This window comes from Halalkalicoccus sp. CG83 (assembly GCF_037081715.1).
GTDB classification, from domain to species: Archaea; Halobacteriota; Halobacteria; order Halobacteriales; family Halalkalicoccaceae; genus Halalkalicoccus; species Halalkalicoccus ordinarius.
Genome location: NZ_JAZDDH010000001.1, coordinates 905,185 through 925,654, shown reverse-complemented (window position 1 = coordinate 925,654; position 20,470 = coordinate 905,185). Strand labels below are relative to the sequence as shown.

Sequence of the window (20,470 nt, the reverse complement as noted above, 5' to 3'; positions counted from 1 at the left end):
GCGAGAAAGCGGCGTCGATCGCTCAGTCGTCGTCGACGATGACCTCGACGGGCTCCTCCTCCTCCGTTTCGACCTCGCCCTCCGCGCCGCCGCGCTCCTGCCAGAGCAGGACCGCTGCGACGACGAGGACGATCCACGACCGCCAGTTCGCGAGGTTCAGGGTGTAACCGATCCCGAACGGCTTCTCGACGAGCATCCCCTTTCCGGGCTGCCAGTAGGCCGACAGCAGTCGACCGATGCTCGGTCGCTCGAAGTTGTACGGTACGCCGAACAGCGTTCCGGAGTCTTCTTTCTCGACCATGTTCGCAACGACGCCCTCCCGGATTATGAAGGTTAGTGTCCCCGGATCGAAGGACGGAACGGGACCGATCAGAGGGCCGGATCGGGGTTCGGCGTTGAGACGGGCGAGAGACGGGCGGTTACCGGTATCGACCGCGTCCCTCGATCTCGCGCAGGCGTTCGAGGACCGCCGGATCGCCCGCTTCGCGGTAGCCGGCCTCGAACGCCTCCCGGCAGGCGTCGGCGTCCTCGGCCGTGCCGGCGAGGCTCCGCTCGAAGACGTGGAGGTCCATCGCGTAGTCCTCGAGGTGGTCGGTGTGATAGCCCAGCCCGAAGTCGATCGCGTACGTCCGTCCGCTTCCGATGCGAACGTTTCGCGGCGTCGGATCCCCGTGGACGAACCCCGCCTGGTGCATGCGGGCGAGATGGGCGCCGACCGTCCGCACCCGTTCGGGGACGAGCGCCGCGAGGAGGTCCGACTCGCCCACCCGTTCGAGGGTGAGAGCGCCCTCGCGGCGGTCGACGTCGTACACCACCGGCGTCGGGACGCCTGCTCGGCGGGCGAGACTGGTGAGCCGCGCCTCCCTCGCGGTTCGCTCGCGACGCAGGCGGGCGTCGAGGTCGGGGTGGCGATACGCCTTCGGACGGCGGCGCTTTCGAACCCGATCGGCGCCGATCTCCACCGTCGCCTCCGCACCGATCACCGCCGTCGCCTCCGCGCCGATCACCGCCGTCGCATCCGTCTCGGTATCGCCCTCCGGGCGCCGCGAGACGGACTCCTCGCCGCGCCAGCCCACCGCGACCTGGTCCGGTCGGAAGTCGGAGTCGACGCTCGACTCTTCGATCGCGAGGGTGTCCCCCGCGTTCGCCATCTCGGATCCCAGCATCGCGATCATTCCCGCGTTGTCCCGGAGGAATCGGGGCTCGGGAGCGTAGAACTCGGCGCCGCGGGCCTCGCACATCGTCTCGAGCATGCCCCGCAGGCGGGCGTTCTGTCCCACCCCGCCCCCGAGGACGAGCTCGTCGTTTCCGGTGAGCGACAGCGCGCGTTCGGCGACCTCCGTCAGCATCGCGAAGACGTTCTCCTGCAGCGAGAAACAGACGTCCTCGACTCGCTCGCCGGAATCGACCGCCCCCTTCGCGGCGCTCATCAGTCCCGAGAAGGAGAAGTCCATCCCCTTGACGACGTAGGGCAGGTCGAGGTACTCGCCGTCGCGGGCGGCCTCCTCGACCTTCGGGCCGCCGGGGTGCGACCAGTCGAGGTGGCGGGCGAACTTATCGAGCGCGTTTCCCACGCCGGTGTCCATCGTCTCGCCGAGCACTCGATACCGGCCGTCGTGATAGCCCAGAACGTGAGCGTTCGCGCCGCTGGCGTTCAGACAGACCGGGTTCGCGAATCCGGATCGGTGCCGGCCGATCTCGAGGTGGGCGACCATGTGATTCACGCCCACCAACGGAACGTCGAGCGTCTGGGCGAGCGTGCGCGCGGCGGTGCCGACGATCCGAAGACAGGGACCGAGCCCCGGCCCGCGCGAGAACGCGACCGCGTCGATCTCCCCGCGATCCACCTGTCCGAGCACGCGCTCGACGACGCGTGGGATCGCCTCCGACATGTGTTCCGCGGCCTCGCGTGGGTGAATGCCGCCGCTCTCGGGCACGTAGGGATCGGACTCGATGAGAACGTCGTTGCTCCCGGGATCGAAGTACGCCGCGCTCGCCGCCCACGCCGTGCCCTCGATGCCGAGAACGCGCATCGTCTCCGACTACCGCGGCGTTACTGCCACTCGGTGTAGCTACAGCGACCGCAGTGCATGCGGTCACCGTAGTCGCCGAGGAACGAGTCGCCACACCGGGGACAGTGCTCGCGCTGCGTCGAACCGTCCTCATCGTAGAGCTCGTAGCGGGCCATCTACGCCTCCTCGCCCTCCTCGGCGGAGTCGGCGTCGTCGGCGCTGATCTTGTTGCGCTTGAGCATGTGTTCCTGCTCGACGTCGCGCGCGAAGCCGGGGCTCTCGTAGACCTTCGCGTAGCCGACGGTCGTCCGCATGCCGAACTTCGTGTTCATCTCGCGGATGACGACCTCCTCCGCGTCCTTGTTGAGCTTCGCCGCGAGGCTGTCGCGCACGGAGAGCCGCGAGGGCGTCGCCTCGTCGTGGGTGATCTCGAACGTCACGTCCGTTCGATGCAGCATCGGGTTCTCCTCCTGCGAAAGTACTTCGATGTCCATGGTCAGTTACCTCGTACTACCCCGTGAAACCCGTAAAAGGATTTCGACACGCACTTTTTTGCGGCGAGGGGTCGCGGAGCGACCCCGAGCCGGAAAAACCTGCACTAAAAAGGCGCTCGCTCACTCCGTTCGCTCGCGGTTCGTAAGTGAACTCGATTTCTACGGCGCCATCTCGTCGACCGCCTCGAGGCCCTCGTCGACGATGCGGAACTGGACGGTCTCGCCCGCGGGCTTCGAACGGTGTTTCTCGAGGGTCGCACGGCGGTTCCCGCCGCGGAACCGGTCGATCCGCAGCACGGTCCCGGTCCAGTGTTCGAGCGTGTTGCCCCCCAGCGCGCGCACCCGGTCGGCGTCGGGGTCGGTGAACACCTGGTTCGTGATCAGCACCGCGAGGTTGTGCTTTCGTGCGAGCGAGAGCAGGTGGGTTATCTGACGAGCGACGGAACGAAGCGCGTCGCCCTCGCGCTCGTCCTCGGTGCGCTGGAGCCGGTAGAAGCCCGTCGCGCTGTCGAGCACGACCAGCGAGACCTCGCTCGCGAGCTCCTCGACGTCACGGACGGCCTCCTCCTGTTCGTCGAACGTGTGGGCCTCGCTCACGATGATCCGACCCGATAGCGTCTCGAGGTCGTCCCCGTCGGCACGCGCCCGGAGGAGCTGCTCGAACCGGTCGACGGAGATGCCCTCGGTGTCGACGTAGACGACCCGCTCGCCGGCGGCGGCGCACTCGACGGCGGCACAGAGCGCGACGTTCGTCTTGCCCGCGGCGGGCGGGCCGTAGACCTGCGTGACGGTGCCGCGCTCGACGCCGCCGCCGAGCAGTTCGTCGAGCGGCTCACACCCCACCGGGATCGCGTCGTTCACGCGCCGCCGTTGGCCCGCCCGAGCCAAAAGCGCCGCGATACCGCGGCGGGAAAACGTTTAACGATCCGCCCGCGAACGTCGGGCGTGATCGTCGTCGCCACCGAGGACTTCGAGGTCTATCACGGAGTCGTGAACGAGCTCCGCGAGCGGGGGGTCGTCTTCACTACGATCGAACCCGGCGACGACCTCCCCGAGGGGACGAGCGTCGTCGTGGTCGGCTCCGACGAGCGGGCCTTCGACGGCGTCGAGACCGTCCACGCCGAGCCCGCAGCGCCCAGGCAGGCGGTCGAGACCGCGCTATCGATCCTGCGCGGCGGCGAGGGCCGAACCGTCATCGGCGTCGATCCGGGCGACCGGCCGGGGATCGTCGTCCGTTCGGGCCCCGTCGTCGTCGCCGCCTTCCAGGTGCCGCTCGCGGACGCCACCGAGGTGATCCGCGAGGAGGTCCGCGACGGGGTCGACCCGTTGGTACGGATCGGCGACGGCGCACGCCTCCAGGGAGCGACGATCGTCAACGCCCTCGAGGACGTCCGGGTCGAACTCGTCGACGAGACGGGGACGACGCCGTCGCTCGGCACGGGCGCGCGAGGGATGGGCGACGTGCTCGCAGCGGTGAACATCTCGCAGATGGAGGGAGAGGCCATCGACGTCCGCGAGATCGAGCCCACCGAGGGGGAGCTCACGACAATCAAACGCCGCTCGCGCGAGCGTTCGTCCGAGAACCGCGAGATCGACGCCGAGCTCGCGAGGCGGGTCGCGACCGGCGAGCTCACCGTCGAGGAGGCGCTCGAGGAACACCGCGAGGAATAGCCTACCCCTCGCCGGCGTGGGGAGCGTCCTCGCGGACGGTCGCCCCGACGGCCAACGCCGCGCCGATCATCACGAGGTTCTTGACGATGTACTGTCCCTCGAGCGTCAGCGCGTGAGGAAATCGCTCGAACGTCACCTCCGGAAGCAGAACGAGCGGGAGGAAGGTGCCGGGCATCTGCAGGAACAGCAACAGGATCCCGAGTCGGATCAGCGGCCGGTAGAGCAGACAGAGCCCGATCAGCACCTCCCAGACGCCGAGAACGGGGACGAACAGCTCCGGGGGCACCACGTAGACGGTGTTGGCGACGAGATCGGCCGCGGGACTCAATCCGAGCGGCTTCAGCGCGCCGAACCAGACGAAGACGACGCCGATCGCGTACCGAAGCAGTCGCAGCCCCCACCGGTCCATCCAGCCGGCGATCGCGGTGTCGAGCGAGTCGAGACGCCGTTCGAGCCGCGCGGTGTCATACGGAATGAGGTCGGATGCCATGGTGTGACGACGCTCGTCCCTTCGTACGACGAACCGCTCCATAACGGTTCGTGATGTGATAACGATCGACACGACCGAACGGCCGTCTCACATGCGCTCGTCGTGCCACACCGCCTCGGCGAGGCGCACGATCTCGCGGATCGGACGGCCGGTCTCGCCGGCGACGGCGGCCGCGTCGTCGTACTCCGCGCTGACGTCGTAGACCTCGTTCGACTCGTCGCTCGCGACCTTCACGTCCACCTCGTACTCGACGCGGTCGATCTCGACGGTGACCGTCTCGATACGCCGGCTTGCGACCCAGCGGTGTGCACCCGGATTCGCACGCACTCCCAGCGTTCCGGTCTCCTCGGCGAGTCGACGTGCGACACGTTGGGCGTCCTCGGGCCGACAGATCACCTTCACGAGGTGGCCCGGTCGCGACTTCTTCATCGTCACAGGCAGGATCGAGACGTCGCGCGCGCCCACGTCCGCGAGCGTCTCCTGCAGCCCCCCCAGGACTTCCGGGGGGACGTCGTCGACGTTCGTCTCCAGAACGCTGATCTCCTCGCGAGCCAACTCCTCGCTCTCGCCGACGATCGCTCGCAGCACGTTCGGATGTTCGGGAAACTCCGCGTCGCCCGCGCCGTAGCCCGACCCGTCGACGCGGAGCGCGGGAAGCGTCTCGCTTCCCTCGGCGACGCCCGCGAGGATCGCCGCGCCCGTCGGGGTCAGCAGTTCGCGCTCCACGGGGCCGCCCCGGATCGACCAGTCGGCGCGTTCGGCGATCTCGACGACGGCGGGACCCGGGATCGGGTAGCTGCCGTGGCTCATCGACGTCTCGCCGCCGCCGACCGCGAGGGGCGTCGTCACCACTCGATCGGGATCGAGGTCGGAGAGCAGCGCGACCGCGCCGACGACGTCCGCGATGGCGTCGTCCGCGCCGACCTCGTGGAAGTGGATCGACTCGAGCGACTCATCGTGGACCGCGGCCTCGGCCTCCCCGAGGATCGTGAAGACCTCGATCGCCCTCGACTCGACGTCGGGAGCGAGTCCCATCGACTCGACGAGGTCGACGACCTCCCGGTAGGAACGGTGCGGCCCCGCGCCCTCGGCGTGTCGATCCCCGGACCCGTCGCCATCGGAGCCGTGACCGTGCTCGTGTTCGTCGTCGTGATCGTGATCCATCGCCTCCGGATCGAACAACACGTCGACGGCGGTCGCGCCGATCCCGTTTCTGATCGTATCGGTGATCGAGTACCGTATCCCGAGGGCGTCCTCGACCGGATCGAGCACGGCGGGATCCGCGCCCGCGGCGAGCAGCGCGCCGAGCAGCATGTCCCCGCTTGCACCGGTCCGGCCGTCGAGCGCGAGCGTGCGCATACCCACTCTGCGGGCCGGGGGGCAGAAAGGTGCGCCGCTTCACCCGCGAGACCGCCGACCGTCGGCGAAAGCGCGCGCGGTCGGTAGCGTTTTGTAGGCCACGCACATACCATCGCGTGCGAACGACTGACACACGAGATGCGAAGAACGCATCGCCGCCGGCGTCCACCAACGCAAGACCTATCGGCGCCGGAACCCGACATCCAACCAATCCCCGCATCCCCATCATGAACGAAGTACAACTCGAGGTGGCGAAAGCCTACCCGAACGACTCGGGACGAGGAATCGCCCGCCTCGACCCCGATACGTTGTTACACCTGAAGCTGAGTCCCGGCGACATCATCGAGATCGAGGGCGGCGACACTACCGCCGCGAAGGTCTGGCGTGCTGACCGCCAGGACTGGAACACCGATACCGTCCGCGTCGACGGGTTCACCCGTCAGAACGCCGACGTCGGCATCGGCGAGCGCGTCACGATCCGCAAGGCCGACGCCACGAAGGCCGAGAAGCTCGTGCTCGCCCCGCCGGAGGAGGCGTCGGTGCAGTTCGGCTCCGACGCCGCGGGCATGGTGAAACGCCAGATCCTCAAACGGCCCGTGGTCGAGCGCGACATCGTTCCCGTGATGAGCTCGACGAACCACCCGTTCATGCGCTCTCCCGGACAGGCGATCCCGTTGATCGCGGTCGAGACCGAGCCCGATGGCGTCTGTCTCATCACCGAGGACACGGAGGTCGAGCTGCGAGAGGAGCCCATCTCGGGCTACGAGAAGACCGGCTCGGGCATCACCTACGAGGACATCGGCGGCCTCCAGAGCGAGATCCAGCGCGTCCGCGAGATGGTCGAGCTGCCGATGAAACACCCCCAGATCTTCAAGAAGCTCGGCATCGAGCCGCCCCAGGGGGTCCTGCTCCACGGCCCGCCGGGCACCGGTAAGACGCTGCTGGCGAAGGCGGTCGCCAACGAGACGAGCGCGAGCTTCTTCTCGATCGCGGGCCCCGAGATCATTTCGAAGTACTACGGGGAGTCAGAACAACAGCTCCGCGAGATCTTCGAGGACGCCAGCGAGGAGTCGCCCTCGATCATCTTCATCGACGAGCTCGATTCCATCGCGCCCAAACGCGAGGACGTCACCGGCGAGGTCGAGCGCCGGGTGGTCGCCCAGCTGCTGACGATGATGGACGGTCTCGAGTCCCGGGGCCAGGTGATCGTCATCGCGGCGACGAATCGCGTCGACAGCGTCGATCCCGCGCTCCGCCGGCCGGGCCGCTTCGATCGGGAGATCTCGATCGACGTGCCCGACGAAACGGGGCGCGAGGAGATCCTCCAGATCCACACCCGCGGGATGCCGCTGTCGGACGACGTGAGCCTCCCCGAACTCGCCGACGACACCCACGGCTTCGTCGGTGCGGACATCGAATCGCTGACGAAGGAGGCCGCGATGAAGGCCCTCAGGAGATACCTCCCCGAGATCGATCTCGACAAGGAGGACATCCCACCCGAGCTGATCGAGCGGATGATCGTCCGGCGCGACGACTTCCGCGGGGCGCTCAACGAGGTCGAACCGAGCGCGATGCGCGAGGTGCTCGTCGAGCTGCCGAAGATCTCCTGGAACGACATCGGCGGGCTCGAGGACGCGACCGAGGACATCAAAGAGAGCGTCGAGTGGCCGCTCACCAACCCCGGGCGCTTCGAGCGCATGGGGATCGACCCGCCGGCGGGCGTGTTGCTCTACGGTCCGCCCGGGACGGGCAAGACGCTAATGGCGAAGGCGGTCGCCAACGAGACCAACGCTAACTTCATCTCGATCCGCGGCCCTCAACTGTTGAGCAAGTGGGTGGGCGAATCGGAGAAGGCGATTCGCCAGACGTTCAGGAAGGCCCGTCAGGTCTCGCCGACGGTGATCTTCTTCGACGAGCTCGACAGCCTCGCGCCCTCGCGCGGCGGGGAGGTCGGAAGCAACGTCTCCGAGCGTGTCGTCAACCAGCTGTTGACCGAGCTCGACGGGCTCGAGGAGATGCAGAACGTGATGGTGATCGCCGCGACTAATAGACCGGATATGATCGATCCCGCGCTGATCCGTTCGGGCCGGTTCGACCGACTGGTGATGGTCGGCCAGCCCGACGAGGAGGGTCGTCGCGAGATCCTCCAGATCCACACCCGCGACATCCCGCTCGCGGCGGACGTGAGCCTTCGCGAACTCGCCGAGATCACCGACGGCTACGTCGGCAGCGACCTCCAGAGCATCGCGCGCGAGGCGGCGATGGCCGCGCTGCGCGAGGACACCGACGCGGAGGTCGTCGAGATGCGCCACTTCCGCCAGGCGATGGACTCGGTCCGGCCGACGATCACCGAGGACATCCTCGACTACTACGAGCAGATCAAGGACGAGTTCACCGGCGGCACCGCGGAACCCGGCCGCGGCCGCCCCGAGAGCCGCATCGGGTTCCAGTAGCGCGATTCGTCCGTTTTCCGTAGCGTTCTAGGTCGGCCATCGGACCGGCAGTGCTGACCGCCCGCCGGTAGCCGCAGGCAGACCACCCATCTGATCGCGAGCCGTCAGCAAAACCATGCGCACGTTACCGGTACTGGCCGATGGGAGCTTCGTTCTGATAGGCGTGTTCGTCCTGCTGTTGCTCGCCGGCTCGGCCGGCTACTGGGTCTATCTCGACGGGACGAAGCGGGGGATCGACTGCGCGCCCTGGTGGGGACTCGGCGTCCTCTGGCTGTTGCTCCTGGGCGTCGTGCCGTGACTGATCGCGCTGGTCGTCTACCTCAGCAGGCGGTGACTCAGACGGGGTCGCGTTCCGGATCGAGGCGTCGTTCGAGCGCGAGCAGCCTCCGATGGTCGTCCTTCGCGTCCTCGTGGGCCTGCTGATCGTCGGCCGAACGATCGACGAGCTCCCGGAGGCGCTCCTCGCGTCCGTACGCGATCACCGTGTCGCCGGCGGTGATCTCGTCCTCGGCCGCCGGCGCGCCGACGTACGTGCCGTCTCCCCGCTGGATGCCGAGGATCACCACGCCCTCCTCGGAGCGCAACTGGAGCTCTCCGAGGCTCTCGCCGGCCAGCCAGCTATCCTCGCTCACCGCCAGATCGGCGACGTGGTAGTCGCGATGGAGGTTGAGCAGCCGGGTGTAGTCCCGGAGTTCGAACGAGGCGGTGCGATCGAGCACGCGTTTGATCGCCGGCGTGAGCAGCCGGTCGAACCAGGTGCTCCGCGCGAGGGCGATCAGGACGAACGCTGCCCCGACGAGGATGACCAATCGTTCGAGACGGGTGGCCGGATCATGGAGGTGACGAGCCCGACGTTGCCCAGCCGCATGAGGTTCTTCACGACCCGGCGCCGGGCGGGGTAGGCAACCGTCTCCTCCGCCTCCTCGGTGGTGAAGCCGGCCCCCGAGTACGCAGAAAGCGCCTGCATCGACGCCACCTCGCGAGAGAGGCCGGTCATCACCAGCGCGACGGTGCCGACCCGCACGATGAGCATCGAGAGGGCGATGATCAGAATGAGTGAGATCAGCGCGTACATGTTCGTCCGTAGGCGATCGAGCCAAATAGATCCGTCAAATTTCGAGTGATGATAACATGCGAAAAGCAGATTCGGTTCGGATGATCGGTCAAATACGACTAATCGGCTCAGTCAACCTTCGATTTCGCTTCCATTTCAGTCACGTCATATCTCTCCATGTAGGCGGAGCGAACAGATTCCAAATCCTCGCTTAGAAGATTTCCCCAATCATCAACATCATCTATTGTTTCATCCAGATGTGAAAATTCCTCCTCAAATCTATTATTACGTAACGCCATCAGATTCCTCTCAAACGGCTCAAAAATCTCGTGAGTTCTATCACTTGGTGCAAATCCGAGCAGTACCCACTCTGTGAAATCATCACCAAAAAAGTATGGTACATTCTCCCAATTGATCTCGTCCTGAGAATCCCCAACCGTTACCGGGGGATTCTCAGGGAGTGCTTCTTCTTTGTTTTCTACCCAATCGCTGAACTCTCTCTGAATATGGTCGCGAAGCTCAAGACGTAGTTCGGTGTACGCAAATCCATACGTGGATATTAGATCACGGTAGATCTCGTAGTCTTTCGCGACTGTGAATCCGTCTCTGTTTAGATCCGCGATCATCTCTTCAGTAAGCTCGTCACCAAGCGATAGGTTTGGATACAAACACCGGTCGGAATATCTACTGGTGTCTCTCTCATCTATTCGCTGATTATTGTTCCTCACCTGATTTAGGACGGGATCTATTCCTTCAGTAACGAGAGAAAGTATGTACGGTCTCCTCCTCTCGTTTTTCGTTTCCTCCAAGCTTCTTCGTGTTTGGATCGCATACCACGCTGTAAGTGCAACTAGTACTACTGTTGCAGAAGCCTGCAAACCGTTTGCTCCCCATTGGAACGTGGCAACTGCCAAAATAATAATTGCTATGATAACTGTTAGAAGTGCAGCAATTCTCAATCTAAACTGATTCATTCTGCATGAAGACCCTCTGAATTAGATCGTCTTAATTCAATGGTCGCAATAAAATCAATCCCATCGAAGGTAGCCTGACTTCCGGGGTTGACCACATAAAGGCCGCGAGCGCTTAGCGCTCGCGGCCTTTTTGGTGGAGATTTTTGCGCCGAGTGGTTCGCGCTTCGCGCGAACCCGAGGCGTAAAAAGGTCCGCTAGAAAAGGAGTTCGTCGTCGTTCTCGACCATGTAGAGCGTCCGCGCGCTGATGTTGACGGCGTGGTCGCCGACGCGCTCGAGGTCGCGAACCGTGAGCAGGAGCCTCGAGACGTCCTGGAGCATGGCCTCGATCTCGCTCTCGTCGGTGCCGTCGCCGATCTCCGTCTCGATCAGGTCGCGGACGACGACCTCGCTTGCACGCTCGCAGCGCTCGTCGACGTCGTCGTCGCGTTCGGCGATCGCATAACAGGACTCGACGTCCTCCGCGGCGTAGGCGGCCATCGCGTCCTCGATCATCTCGAGGGTGATCGCGCCGATCCCCTGGACGTCGACGTCGGGATAGAGGTCGCGGGTGGCCTGCTTGCTGTACTTCCCGAGGTTGGTCGCGAGGTCGGCGATCCGCTCGAGGTCGGTGATGATCTTGAACGACGCGGCGATGAAGCGCAGGTCGCCCGCGACGGGCTGCTGGAGCGCGATCAGGTCGGTACAGTTGCGCTCGAGTTCGAGGTACATCTCGTTCACTTCGGCGTCGCGGGTGATCACCTCCTCCGCGAGCACCTCGTCCTTGGATTCGAGCGCCGCCAGCCCCATCCGCAGGCGCTCCTGGACGACCTCGCCCATGTAGAGGACGTCCTGGCGCAGCTCGTCGAGCTTCTGCTGGTAGCTTTTGCGTGCCATTAGCCGAACTTACCGGTGATGTAGTCTTCGACCCGCTGGTGGTCGGGGTTCTCGAAGATCCTGTTGGTCTCGCCGAACTCCACGAGCTCGCCGCCGGTGAGGAACACGGCAGTCTTATGCGAGATTCGAGCGGCCTGCTGCATGTTGTGGGTGACGATCACCACGGTGTAGTCTTCGGCGAGCTCCTCGATCAGGTCCTCGATCTGGGAGGTGGCGACGGGGTCGAGCGCGCTGGCGGGCTCGTCCATCAGCAGGACTTCGGGATCGGGCGCGATGGCCCGCGCGATACAGAGGCGTTGTTGCTGGCCGCCCGAGAGGTCCAGTCCCGAGGAGTCGAGCTTGTCCTTCACCTCGTCCCACAGCGCCGCACGTTTGAGCGCCTGCTCGACGTTCTCGTCGGTGGCCTCCTTGCCCTGGACCTTCAGCCCGTACGTGACGTTCTCGCGGATCGACTTCGGGAACGGGTTGGGCTTCTGGAACACCATCCCGATCTTGCGCCGGAGCGCGACCGGGTCGACGTCCTCGTCGTAGACGTTCTTGCCCTCGAACAGCAGTTCGCCCTCGACGCGGGCGCTCTCGACGAGGTCGTTCATGCGGTTGATACATCGGAGGAACGTGGACTTCCCACAGCCCGACGGGCCGATGATCGCCGTCACCTCCCGTCCGGGGATCTCGATGTCGATCGAGTCGAGCGCCTGGTCGGAGCCGTAGTAGACGTCGAGGTCACGGCTCTCGATGACGGTTCGTGCGGCCGACGAGCCGGAATCGTCGGTCGGTCGCGTTCGTTCCTCCGAGATGCCGCCAGTGCCCGGATTCGTCGACGCGATCGATTCGTAGCCCTCGTCCGGTTCTGGCGTCGTCATGTTCTCCTGTGTCATGTTGAGTTCTCCGTCTGATACTTGTTGCGGATGAGTATCGCGATCGAGTTCACCGAGAGCAGCACCACCAGCAGCGTCACGACGCCCGCCGAGACGACGCCGTACTGGAAGGCCGTATCGGGATAGCTCGACCAGGTGTAGATCTGCATCGGCATCGCGCTGAACTTCGCGAACAGCCCGGTCGGCACGCCGAAGACGGTCGTCGGCACGCCGATCATGATCAGCGGTGCTGTCTCGCCGATCGCTCGCCCGAGCGCGAGGATCGTCCCGGTCATGATGCCGGGCAACGATCGCGGCAGAACGACGTTCCGGATCGTCTGTCGTTTGGTCGCGCCCATCCCGTAGGAGGCCTGTCGAAGGGAGTCGGGCACCGACCGGATCGCTTCCTGTGCGGAGATGATGACGATCGGCAGGATCAGCAGCGAGACGGTGAAGCCGGCGACCAACAGCGTCCCGTAGCCGAAGTTGACGAGCTGGACGAACAGCCCGAGGCCCAACAGCCCGTAGACCACGGAGGGAACGCCCGCGAGGTTCGCGATGTTGAGCTGGATGAACCGCGTCAGAGCGTTGTCCGAGGCGTACTCCTCGAGATAGATCGCCGCACCGACCCCGAGCGGAAACGTGATGAGCGCGATGAGCACCATCAGGAGGATCGAGCCGACGAGCGCCGGGAAGAGTCCTGCCTCCTCGGGAAGCGGGTGAGGCGGGCTCGTGAGGAACTGGAGGTCGAGCCAGCCGACGGCGTCGACGGTGACGTAGGCGAGCAACACCCCGAGCGTGACGATGCCCAACAGCGTCGCCGCGAGCGTGACGTACTCGAAGACGACGTCCTTCCATCGGCTGACCTCGCCGAACGCCGTCCCCTCGGATTCGGTTTCGACCGCCATCAGCGATACACCTCCCGGTAGCGTGAGGCGACCCACTCGCTTATCAGGTTCATGGCGAACGTGATGACGAACAGCGCGAGCCCGACCGCGAAGAGGCTCCGGTAGGCGATCGACTGGCCGGTCACGTCGCTCGCGCCGAGCTGGACCATCGCTGCGGTCATCGTCTGGATCGAGTTGAGGAAGATCCCCGCGGGGTCGGTGAGGTCGACCAGTCGGGGTGTGTTCCCCGCCGCGATGGTGACGGCCATCGTCTCGCCGATTGCCCGGCTGAGCGCGAGGATGTACGAGGAGGCGATGCCCGAGACCGACGCGGGGACGACGACGCTCGTCGAGACGGTAAAGCGCGTCGCGCCCAGGCCGTAGCTCGCCTCCCGAAGCGAGTCGGGAACCGCGCTCATGGCGTCCTCGCTGATCGAGGAGACCATCGGGATGATCATGATGCCGACGATGATGGAGGCCGAGAGCGCGTTGAACGTGCTGATCGTCGGGAAGACGACGCTCAACGCCGGCGTGATGTACACCAGCGCGAAGTAGCCGTAGACGACCGTCGGCACGCCGGCGAGCACCTCGATCGCCGGCTTCAACGCCGACCGGGCGCGATCGCTGGCGTACTCGCTGAGGTAGATGGCCGTCAGGAGCCCGACCGGCAGCGCGATCACGGCGGCGCCGAACGTGATGACGAGCGTTCCGGTGATCAGCGGGAGCACGCCGAAGTTGACGGGATCGTTAGCGGGACTCCAGGTCGTTCCGGTGAGGAACTCGACCGGCGACACCTCCGAGAAGAAGGTCGCTGCGTCGCCCAGTAGCGTGAGGACGATGGCGAGCGTGGTGAGTACGGACAGCAACGCACAGGTGAAAAAGCCGATCCGATAGGCGAGTTCCCGCGTGTTCTGTCCCCCCTTGCGGGTCAGATCGGGCGTCGTGGCGTCGCTCATCGTCGGTCGATACACCTCGGTTTCGGTCCGTCGAACCCCGTGGGGATCGAACGGAGGCTCTGTCTGGTCATGTCACGTCCTCGATGGCCTCGTCGAGACGGGCGAGGTTCTCGTCGCGCTCCTCCTCGGTGATCGGGACGTACCCGACGTCCGAGACGAGGTCGGTCGCGGCCTGTTCGATGAAGAAGCGAAGGAACTCCCGAACGGCGGAGTCCGCGAGCTCGGCCTTCGCGGCGTAGGTGAACAGCGGCCGCGAGAGGGGGCGATACTCGCCGCTCTTCGCGGTCTCGAGCGTGGGTTCGATACAGCCCTCGCCGTCGTCGATGGCGAGCGCCTTGATCGAGTCGGGGTTCTCGCTGTAGTACGAGAAGCCGAAGTAGCCCATCGAGTACGGCGATCCCTGAACGCCCCGAACGATCGTCCGGTCCTTCTCGGTCGCCGAGTAGTCGTTGCGGTGGTTCTCCTCCTCGCCGATGACGGTCTCGCGGAAGTAGTCGAAGGTGCCGCTGACCGTGTCGGCACCGTAGAGTTCGAACTCCTCGTCGGGCCACTCCTCGCGGACGTCGCTCCAGCGCTCGGCGCCGCCAACCCGCCAGATCTCCCTGAGCTCGTCGATGGTCACGCAGTCGACCCAGTCGGCCTCGGGATTCACGACCACGGTCAACGCGTCGGTGCCGACGGTGAACTCGATCGGCTCGACGCCGTTGGTCGCACACTGGGAGCGTTCCTCGTCCGCGATGGGGCGGCTGGCGTTGTTGAGGTCGGTCATCCCCGGGCAGAAGAAGTTCGAGAACCCCCCGCCGCTGCCGGTCTGGCTGACCGAGACGTTCACTTCGGGGTTCCGCTGGACGAAATCGGAGGCGATCGCCTCCGCGATTGGGAAGACGGTGCTGCTTCCGGCGATGTTCACCTCACGTTCCTCGCTGCTGAGCGCCCGGGTACAGCCGGTTAGACCGACGGCGCCCGCCGTGCCGGTCGCGGCCAGGACGTCGCGTCTAGAGACGGAACCGGTCGGCCACCACGACCTGTCTGACCACATCGTCAGAACGTGCTCGTCATGACGATAAATATCCTACTATGATTGCTATATAGTAGTATGTACGTTCGCGGTTCGGAGGGCCGGAGCGGAGAGATCGACCCTCCCCGTTCAAACCGCCGTCTCGTCCGGTAGCTCGTTCGATCCGCCGGACCGGTCCCGGCTCCGAGCCGCGACGACTGCCGATCGATACATTTACTATATAGTCATAGCCAGATTTACTACATCCGAACGGAAATCGGGAGTCATGGACACGCGAAAGGTGCAGATCACCGGCGGGTCGACGTTCACCGTCTCGATCCCCAAGGAGTGGGCGCTCGAGAACGGGATCGAGGCCGGAACCGAGGTCAGCTTCCACCCCGAGGGCGAGTCGTTGTTGCTCACGCCGCGCCGCGGCGACGAGCCCGTCGAGGGGACGCTCGACATCGCCGACCTCGACGGCCGGGATCTGACCCGTGCGGTCGTGACGATGTACGTGAGCGGGTTCGACGTCATCCACCTGGAGACGGACCGGGTCAGCGCCGGGCAACGCCGGAGCGTCCGTGACGCCACCCAGGGGCTCGTGGGACTGGAGGTGGTCGAGGAGACCGGCGACCGCATCGTCCTCCAGGACCTGCTCGACTCCGGCCAGCTCTCGGTGCACAACGCCGTCACCCGGATGCGCCTGATCGCGACAACGATGCTCGCCGACGCCGTCTCCGCGCTGATCGACGACGACGACGACCTCGCGACCGGCGTGATCGAGCGTGACGACGACGTCGACCGGCTCTGGTTCATGGTCTCGCGGGTGTTCCGCTCGACCCTGCGAAACCCGGGCGCCGCGGCGGAGATCGGTCTCGGCCGCGAGACGTGTTTCGACTACCACTCGAGCGCCCGCCAGCTCGAACGCATCGCCGACCACTCGGCGAAGATCGCCCAGATCGCGCTCGACCTCGGGACGGTGCCCGAGGAGGTCACGGAGGCGCTCTCGGCGCTCCACGAGGACGCGGTCGCCATCGTGGAGCGGGCGATGGACGCCTTCCTCGAGGACGACGGGGACCGTGCGACGCGGCTCGCGAACCAGGCCCGCGAGGAGGTCGAGGCGATCGACGAGCACACCCGGACCGTCGACGAGCGCATCCGCTCCCTCGACGACGCCCATCAGGCGCAGTTCCTCGGACTGGTGGTCGACTCGCTCTCGCGGACGGCGGACTACGGCGGCAACATCGCCGAGACCGCGCTCCAGCGGGCCGCACCGAGACCGTAATCAGGAGCGAGGCTCGAAGGGATCGAATCGAGTACCGCAGAACGGTCGGAGGTTACTCGTCGAGGAGAACGGCGTTGACCTGCCCGTCCTGGCCGGGACGAGAGGTGACGCGCGCGCGGCCCTCGCCGGTCTCGATGACTGCGCCCTTCGTGATGATGTTTCGTCGGACGTAGTTGGGGTTGGCGGCGTTCTCGACGACGTCGCGGATCTCGCTGCTGACGACCTCGCCGTCGGCGGAGACGTTCGCGACGTCGGTAGCGATCACACGGACCTTTCGGGTGTTGCCCCGCGCGTCGACGGTCTTGAACTTCCGATCGCCGACCTGGGTCTCGGTGGGCTGGCGACCGATCTGGTGTTTCTTTCGCTTCTTCATCGGGCGCAGTCGCCCGCCGGTTCGCTTCCGGGTCGAACGGCCGTGGTCCTTCATGCCCGTTCGGAGAGCCGGTGGCTACTTCAATGGATCGCATCCGAACCGCTTACCTGCGTGCTCGCGCCAGTATCGGCGAATGAGTCTGCGGGTCGCCGTCGCCGCGCCGTTCCAGGGTACGGGCACGCATCGGATGGAGGAGAGCGCGTTCGTCGTCGCCCTCTCGCTCGATCGGGACTGGTTCTCGCCGGATCAGGCCAAACGCCTGATCAACGTCGCGGTCGGAGAGGGGTTGCTCGAGCGAACCGACGCGGGACTCGAGGCCTCCTTCGCCGTCGAGTCCGTCGAGATCCCCGAGGGGTTCTCGCCGGACGAGGAGCTGCTGGCGGAGCGTTCGCCGTTCGAGCGGCTGCTGGACACGATCGTCGCCGAGGGGATCGAGAGACGGGTCGCGGTCGCGCGGATCAACGAGCTCCAGCGTCGCCTCGGCGTGACGATCGAGGTCGCGGCCGTCGTCCTCGCCCGGCGCGAGGGGGTCGACGTCGAGCGGGAGCTCCCGGCCGTTCGCGAGACGCTGACGAGCGACCGTGGAAGGTAAGCCCGCGCCGTGCCACTCGCCGATATGGTCGAGGAGCGACTCGAGGACGGGCGGCGCATCGCACAGCTGCTCGCCTCGGAGATCGACGGCCGGACCGACGGCATGCTGGCCCGTCTCTCGGTGGTCGACGCCGACCGCGAGGTCGAGCCGACCGTCGACGGCGCGTTCGCCTACGGGATCGAGGCCGACGGCGAGCGCCTCGCCGACGTCCACGTCCACCCCGAGCGCGCACATCTCGAGTTCGAACTCGAGAGCACCCAGGCGGCGGTCGTCGACGCCGCCGACCGCGAGGGGCTGCGGGTGCGGCCCAAGGCGGTCGTCCCGCCGAGGACGCTCGTGTTCCTCGAGGACGGCGCACAGGTGAAACGCGCGCTCGCGACGATCGAGGCGGCGCTCGCCGGCTAATCGAGCTCGCGGACGATGGCGGGAAGCCGTTCCGTGAGGGCGGCGCGATCAACGTGGACGTCGGCCCGGGGGTCGGGGTCGGGCCCGCCCGGATAGCAGACCTGAACCACGAACAGCCCCGCCTCCGACGCGCCGACGACGTCGGCCTCGATGCTGTCGCCGACGTAGACCGCCCGCTCCGGAGCGACGTCGAGCGCGTCGAGTATCGCCTCGAACGCACCGCGATCGGGCTTTCCGGCCTCGAGTTCACCGGTGATCACCGCGGCGTCGAACAGCCCCTCCCAGCCGAGCGTCGCGAGCTTATCGCGCTGGGCGAGCACCGGACCGTTGGTGAGGAGGCCGACCTTGTAGCGCTCGCGCAGGTCGGCGATCAGCGTCTCGGCGTCGTCGATCGGTTCGAGGTCGTCGGCGATCGCCGTTCGGTAGGCCTCCGCGAGGGCCTCCCCGTCGTCGTTCCCGCCGAGCAGGTCCGCGAAGATGGGCGCGCGGGTCTCGTGGGCGTGGGCTCGCTGGTGAGCCGCGCCGTACTCCTCGCGCGAGAAGTCGACGGGGACGTCGGCCGTCGCGGCGGCCTCGGCGAGCAGGGTGGCTCGGTCGCGTCGGACCACCGCGAGGGTGTAGTCGAGGTCGAACACGACCGCACTGAGTGCCATACCCTCCGTACGATCTCCTCGGATTTGAGCGTGTCCACATGCGGATCCGAAGCTTGTAGTAGTGACCCAGCCAGGTTCGAACATGCAGTTCTTCGAGCGGCTGCGCGACCGGATCGAGACGACGGGGAGCATCGTCTCCGTCGGGCTCGATCCCGACCTCGATCGCCTCCCCGAACGCATGCACGACCACGACCTCCCGCGATGGGCGTTCAACCGTCGCATCATCGACGCGACCCACGAGCACGCCGCGGCTTACAAGCCCAACGCGGCGTTCTACGAGGACCCCGATGGTTGGCGTTCGCTGGTCGAGACGATCGCCTATGCCAGGGGCAAGGACGTCCCCGTCATCCTCGACGCCAAGCGCGCCGACATCGGCAACACGACCCGCCAGTACGCACGGCTGCTCGATCAGGCGGACGCCATTACGGTCAACCCCTACATGGGCCGAGACTCCCTCGAGCCGTTCCTCCAGCGTGAGGGGGCCGGCGTGTTCGTGCTCTGTCGCACCTCGAACCCGGGCGGTGCGGACCTCCAGGATCTCGAACTCGCCTCGGGCGAGCGCGTCTACGAGCGGGTGGCCGCCCTCGCGGACCTGTGGAACGCGAACGACAACGTCGGGCTCGTCGTCGGCGCGACCGCGCCCCAGGAGCTCGAATCCCTTCGAGAGAGCGTGCCCGACCTGCCATTCCTCGTTCCGGGGGTGGGCGCCCAGGGCGGGGACGCCGAGGCCGCCGTCGAGTTCGGGCTCGCGGACGGGGTCGGTCTCGTCAACTCCACGCGGGGGATCATCTTCGCCGGCGAGTACGGCTCGCCGAGCTCCCGGACGCCGTCCGGGAACGCGGGCGAGGACCACGAGGCGTTCGACAAGGCCGCCGGCGAGGCCGCGAAACGGCTGAAACGGCGGCTGAACGAGCATCGGTAGTCCGACGGAAGCGCCGCCGCACCCGGACGCCGGACCGATTTATGTAGCTCCCCGAACGGGTATGGACATGGACGACCTCACGCACCGTAGCGAGGTGGCCGAACGTGCCGCCCGCGCCGGGGGCGACCTCGCGCTCGATCGGTTCCGCACCGACATCCCCGTCGAGACCAAGGACGGGAAGACCGACGTCGTCACCCAGGCGGATCGGGACGCACAGAGCCACGTGATCGAGGTGATCCGCGAGGAGTTTCCCGACGACACGATCGTTGGCGAGGAAGACGGCGTGGAGCCGAGCTCCACGGACCATGCGAGCGGGCAGAGCCCGCGAGCAGAGGAGGCGCTGAAGGAGGTCCCCGAGGAGGGCCCCGCCTGGGTGATCGATCCGATCGACGGCACCGCGAACTACGTCCGCGGGATCCCGATCTGGGCGACCAGCGTCGCGGCCGTGATCGACGGCGAGCCGGTCGCGGCGACCAACGCGATGCCGGCGCTCGAGGACTGCTACGTCGCCGACGGCGAGGAGACGCGGCTGAACGGCGAGGCGATCTCGGTGAGCGAGCGCGGGGACCCCAAGACCTGTATGGTCTCGCCGACGCTCTGGTGGGACTTCGAGCAGCGCGGGGAGTTCGCCGCCGCGGTGCGGGCGATCATCGAGCGCTTCGGCGACATGCGTCGGTTCGGCTGTGCACAGGGGACGCTGAACATGATCGCCGACGGCGGCCTCGACGGGGCGATGAGCGACGTCCGGCCCAACCCCTGGGACACCGTCGCCGGGATCCACCTCGTTCGCAAGGCGGGCGGACGGGCCACCGATCTCGAGGGCGAGCGCTGGCGCCACGACAGCGAGGGGCTGGTCGTCTCGAACGGAACCGTCCACGAAGCGGTGCTCGAAGCGATCCGCGCCGTTCGCCGCTGACCCTCGCGGTCGCGACTGTCGAATCGAGGGGGGCGGCCTAGCGGAGGCCGACGCCGCTACACCGCACGCAGCTTCCCTTCTGACGGTCGTAGTGGGCGTCGCAGACGAGCGCGCCACAGCCCTCACATCGGTGGCTCGCCCGCGCGCTCTCGCAGTGCTGACAGAGTCCGGTGACGCTCATACTTCCGATACCGGTTCGAGCCGCTTGACTCCGACGGCCGGATCGGCGGGACGTTTACGGTGGT

At 66.4% G+C, this 20,470-nt stretch carries 26 protein-coding genes; 8 read left to right on the top strand and 18 right to left on the bottom strand.

Going from position 1 to position 20,470, the window contains the following annotated elements:
- Nucleotides 1-22: 22 nt before the first annotated feature.
- From V0Z78_RS04670 to radB, 5 genes are all read right to left on the bottom strand, one after another.
- Entirely contained in the window at nt 23-301 is a 279-nt protein-coding gene (locus V0Z78_RS04670; RefSeq protein ID WP_336343461.1) for a DUF5808 domain-containing protein, read from the bottom strand.
- Between the two features lie 118 nt (nt 302-419).
- Nucleotides 420-2,033, bottom strand: coding sequence for a bifunctional N(6)-L-threonylcarbamoyladenine synthase/serine/threonine protein kinase (locus V0Z78_RS04665; RefSeq protein WP_336343460.1), 1,614 nt, complete (start codon nt 2,031-2,033; stop codon nt 420-422).
- 20 nt (nt 2,034-2,053) lie between these two features.
- Complete coding sequence (locus tag V0Z78_RS04660) at nt 2,054-2,188, bottom strand: 30S ribosomal protein S27ae (RefSeq protein ID WP_336343459.1); 135 nt, start codon at nt 2,186-2,188, stop codon at nt 2,054-2,056.
- On the bottom strand, nt 2,189-2,506 hold the full coding sequence (locus V0Z78_RS04655) for a 30S ribosomal protein S24e (RefSeq protein WP_336343458.1): 318 nt from the start codon (nt 2,504-2,506) through the stop codon (nt 2,189-2,191).
- Between the two features lie 159 nt (nt 2,507-2,665).
- Nucleotides 2,666-3,367, bottom strand: coding sequence for a DNA repair and recombination protein RadB (radB, locus tag V0Z78_RS04650; protein WP_409338672.1), 702 nt, complete (start codon nt 3,365-3,367; stop codon nt 2,666-2,668).
- Between the two features lie 84 nt (nt 3,368-3,451).
- Here radB and V0Z78_RS04645 point away from each other — a divergent pair, with 84 nt between their 5' ends.
- Nucleotides 3,452-4,177: a hypothetical protein gene (locus V0Z78_RS04645; RefSeq protein ID WP_336343456.1), complete on the top strand. Its 726-nt coding sequence runs from the start codon at nt 3,452-3,454 to the stop codon at nt 4,175-4,177.
- A 1-nt stretch (nt 4,178) separates the two neighbouring features.
- On the opposite strand, the gene V0Z78_RS04640 is transcribed toward V0Z78_RS04645, so the two are convergent.
- Nucleotides 4,179-4,667, bottom strand: a complete 489-nt coding sequence (locus tag V0Z78_RS04640) for a hypothetical protein (RefSeq protein WP_336343455.1) — start codon at nt 4,665-4,667, stop codon at nt 4,179-4,181.
- An 87-nt stretch (nt 4,668-4,754) separates the two neighbouring features.
- The gene (larC, locus tag V0Z78_RS04635; RefSeq protein ID WP_336343454.1) at nt 4,755-6,026 is read right to left on the bottom strand and encodes a nickel pincer cofactor biosynthesis protein LarC; all 1,272 of its coding nucleotides are present in this window, start codon (nt 6,024-6,026) and stop codon (nt 4,755-4,757) included.
- Nucleotides 6,027-6,253: 227 nt separating this feature from the next.
- Here larC and V0Z78_RS04630 point away from each other — a divergent pair, with 227 nt between their 5' ends.
- On the top strand, nt 6,254-8,479 hold the full coding sequence (locus tag V0Z78_RS04630) for a CDC48 family AAA ATPase (protein ID WP_336343453.1): 2,226 nt from the start codon (nt 6,254-6,256) through the stop codon (nt 8,477-8,479).
- Between the two features lie 115 nt (nt 8,480-8,594).
- The gene (locus V0Z78_RS04625; RefSeq protein ID WP_336343452.1) at nt 8,595-8,777 is read left to right on the top strand and encodes a hypothetical protein; all 183 of its coding nucleotides are present in this window, start codon (nt 8,595-8,597) and stop codon (nt 8,775-8,777) included.
- 37 nt (nt 8,778-8,814) lie between these two features.
- Here the strand turns inward: V0Z78_RS04625 and V0Z78_RS04620 are convergent, their stop codons facing one another.
- The 8 genes from V0Z78_RS04620 to V0Z78_RS04585 all read right to left on the bottom strand — a co-directional run bounded on the left by V0Z78_RS04620 (nt 8,815) and on the right by V0Z78_RS04585 (nt 15,121).
- Nucleotides 8,815-9,288: a cation:proton antiporter regulatory subunit gene (locus V0Z78_RS04620; protein ID WP_336343451.1), complete on the bottom strand. Its 474-nt coding sequence runs from the start codon at nt 9,286-9,288 to the stop codon at nt 8,815-8,817.
- Nucleotides 9,255-9,554 (bottom strand): hypothetical protein, encoded by a 300-nt coding sequence (locus V0Z78_RS04615; protein WP_336343450.1) that lies wholly within the window; start codon nt 9,552-9,554, stop codon nt 9,255-9,257. Before V0Z78_RS04615 ends, V0Z78_RS04620 begins: the two co-directional genes overlap by 34 nt.
- Before the next feature lie 107 nt (nt 9,555-9,661).
- The gene (locus V0Z78_RS04610) at nt 9,662-10,507 is read right to left on the bottom strand and encodes a hypothetical protein (RefSeq protein WP_336343449.1); all 846 of its coding nucleotides are present in this window, start codon (nt 10,505-10,507) and stop codon (nt 9,662-9,664) included.
- A gap of 194 nt (nt 10,508-10,701) precedes the next feature.
- Nucleotides 10,702-11,382, bottom strand: coding sequence for a phosphate signaling complex protein PhoU (gene phoU, locus V0Z78_RS04605; protein ID WP_336343448.1), 681 nt, complete (start codon nt 11,380-11,382; stop codon nt 10,702-10,704).
- Nucleotides 11,382-12,260 carry a phosphate ABC transporter ATP-binding protein PstB gene (gene pstB / locus V0Z78_RS04600; RefSeq protein ID WP_336343447.1) on the bottom strand — a complete coding sequence of 293 codons (879 nt, stop codon included), beginning with the start codon at nt 12,258-12,260 and terminating at the stop codon, nt 11,382-11,384. Before pstB ends, phoU begins: the two co-directional genes overlap by 1 nt.
- Nucleotides 12,257-13,147: a phosphate ABC transporter permease PstA gene (gene pstA / locus V0Z78_RS04595; protein WP_336343446.1), complete on the bottom strand. Its 891-nt coding sequence runs from the start codon at nt 13,145-13,147 to the stop codon at nt 12,257-12,259. Before pstA ends, pstB begins: the two co-directional genes overlap by 4 nt.
- Complete coding sequence (gene pstC / locus V0Z78_RS04590; protein ID WP_336343445.1) at nt 13,147-14,082, bottom strand: phosphate ABC transporter permease subunit PstC; 936 nt, start codon at nt 14,080-14,082, stop codon at nt 13,147-13,149. The genes pstA and pstC overlap by 1 nt, the downstream gene beginning before the upstream one ends.
- 67 nt (nt 14,083-14,149) lie before the next feature.
- Entirely contained in the window at nt 14,150-15,121 is a 972-nt protein-coding gene (locus V0Z78_RS04585) for a PstS family phosphate ABC transporter substrate-binding protein (RefSeq protein WP_336343444.1), read from the bottom strand.
- Nucleotides 15,122-15,365: 244 nt separating this feature from the next.
- Between V0Z78_RS04585 and V0Z78_RS04580 the strand changes: the two genes are divergently transcribed.
- Nucleotides 15,366-16,364, top strand: a complete 999-nt coding sequence (locus V0Z78_RS04580) for a PhoU domain-containing protein (protein ID WP_336343443.1) — start codon at nt 15,366-15,368, stop codon at nt 16,362-16,364.
- A 52-nt stretch (nt 16,365-16,416) separates the two neighbouring features.
- On the opposite strand, the gene V0Z78_RS04575 is transcribed toward V0Z78_RS04580, so the two are convergent.
- Nucleotides 16,417-16,791: a 30S ribosomal protein S8e gene (locus V0Z78_RS04575; RefSeq protein ID WP_336343442.1), complete on the bottom strand. Its 375-nt coding sequence runs from the start codon at nt 16,789-16,791 to the stop codon at nt 16,417-16,419.
- A 79-nt stretch (nt 16,792-16,870) separates the two neighbouring features.
- On the opposite strand from V0Z78_RS04575, the gene V0Z78_RS04570 reads away from it, so the two are divergent.
- Together V0Z78_RS04570 and V0Z78_RS04565 are read left to right on the top strand one after the other, a co-directional pair.
- On the top strand, nt 16,871-17,329 hold the full coding sequence (locus V0Z78_RS04570) for a DUF2240 family protein (RefSeq protein ID WP_336343441.1): 459 nt from the start codon (nt 16,871-16,873) through the stop codon (nt 17,327-17,329).
- A gap of 24 nt (nt 17,330-17,353) precedes the next feature.
- Complete coding sequence (locus V0Z78_RS04565) at nt 17,354-17,734, top strand: hypothetical protein (protein ID WP_409338722.1); 381 nt, start codon at nt 17,354-17,356, stop codon at nt 17,732-17,734.
- Here the strand turns inward: V0Z78_RS04565 and V0Z78_RS04560 are convergent.
- On the bottom strand, nt 17,731-18,387 hold the full coding sequence (locus V0Z78_RS04560) for an HAD family hydrolase (RefSeq protein ID WP_336343439.1): 657 nt from the start codon (nt 18,385-18,387) through the stop codon (nt 17,731-17,733). The two genes, V0Z78_RS04565 and V0Z78_RS04560, sit on opposite strands and share 4 nt — an antisense overlap.
- Before the next feature lie 82 nt (nt 18,388-18,469).
- On the opposite strand from V0Z78_RS04560, the gene pyrF reads away from it, so the two are divergent.
- Together pyrF and V0Z78_RS04550 are read left to right on the top strand one after the other, a co-directional pair.
- Nucleotides 18,470-19,309 (top strand): orotidine-5'-phosphate decarboxylase, encoded by an 840-nt coding sequence (pyrF, locus tag V0Z78_RS04555; protein WP_336343438.1) that lies wholly within the window; start codon nt 18,470-18,472, stop codon nt 19,307-19,309.
- Between the two features lie 67 nt (nt 19,310-19,376).
- Nucleotides 19,377-20,225, top strand: a complete 849-nt coding sequence (locus V0Z78_RS04550; protein WP_336343437.1) for an inositol monophosphatase family protein — start codon at nt 19,377-19,379, stop codon at nt 20,223-20,225.
- A gap of 37 nt (nt 20,226-20,262) precedes the next feature.
- Here the strand turns inward: V0Z78_RS04550 and V0Z78_RS04545 are convergent, their stop codons facing one another.
- Nucleotides 20,263-20,406: a hypothetical protein gene (locus V0Z78_RS04545; protein WP_336343436.1), complete on the bottom strand. Its 144-nt coding sequence runs from the start codon at nt 20,404-20,406 to the stop codon at nt 20,263-20,265.
- Between the last annotated feature and the right edge of the window lie 64 nt (nt 20,407-20,470).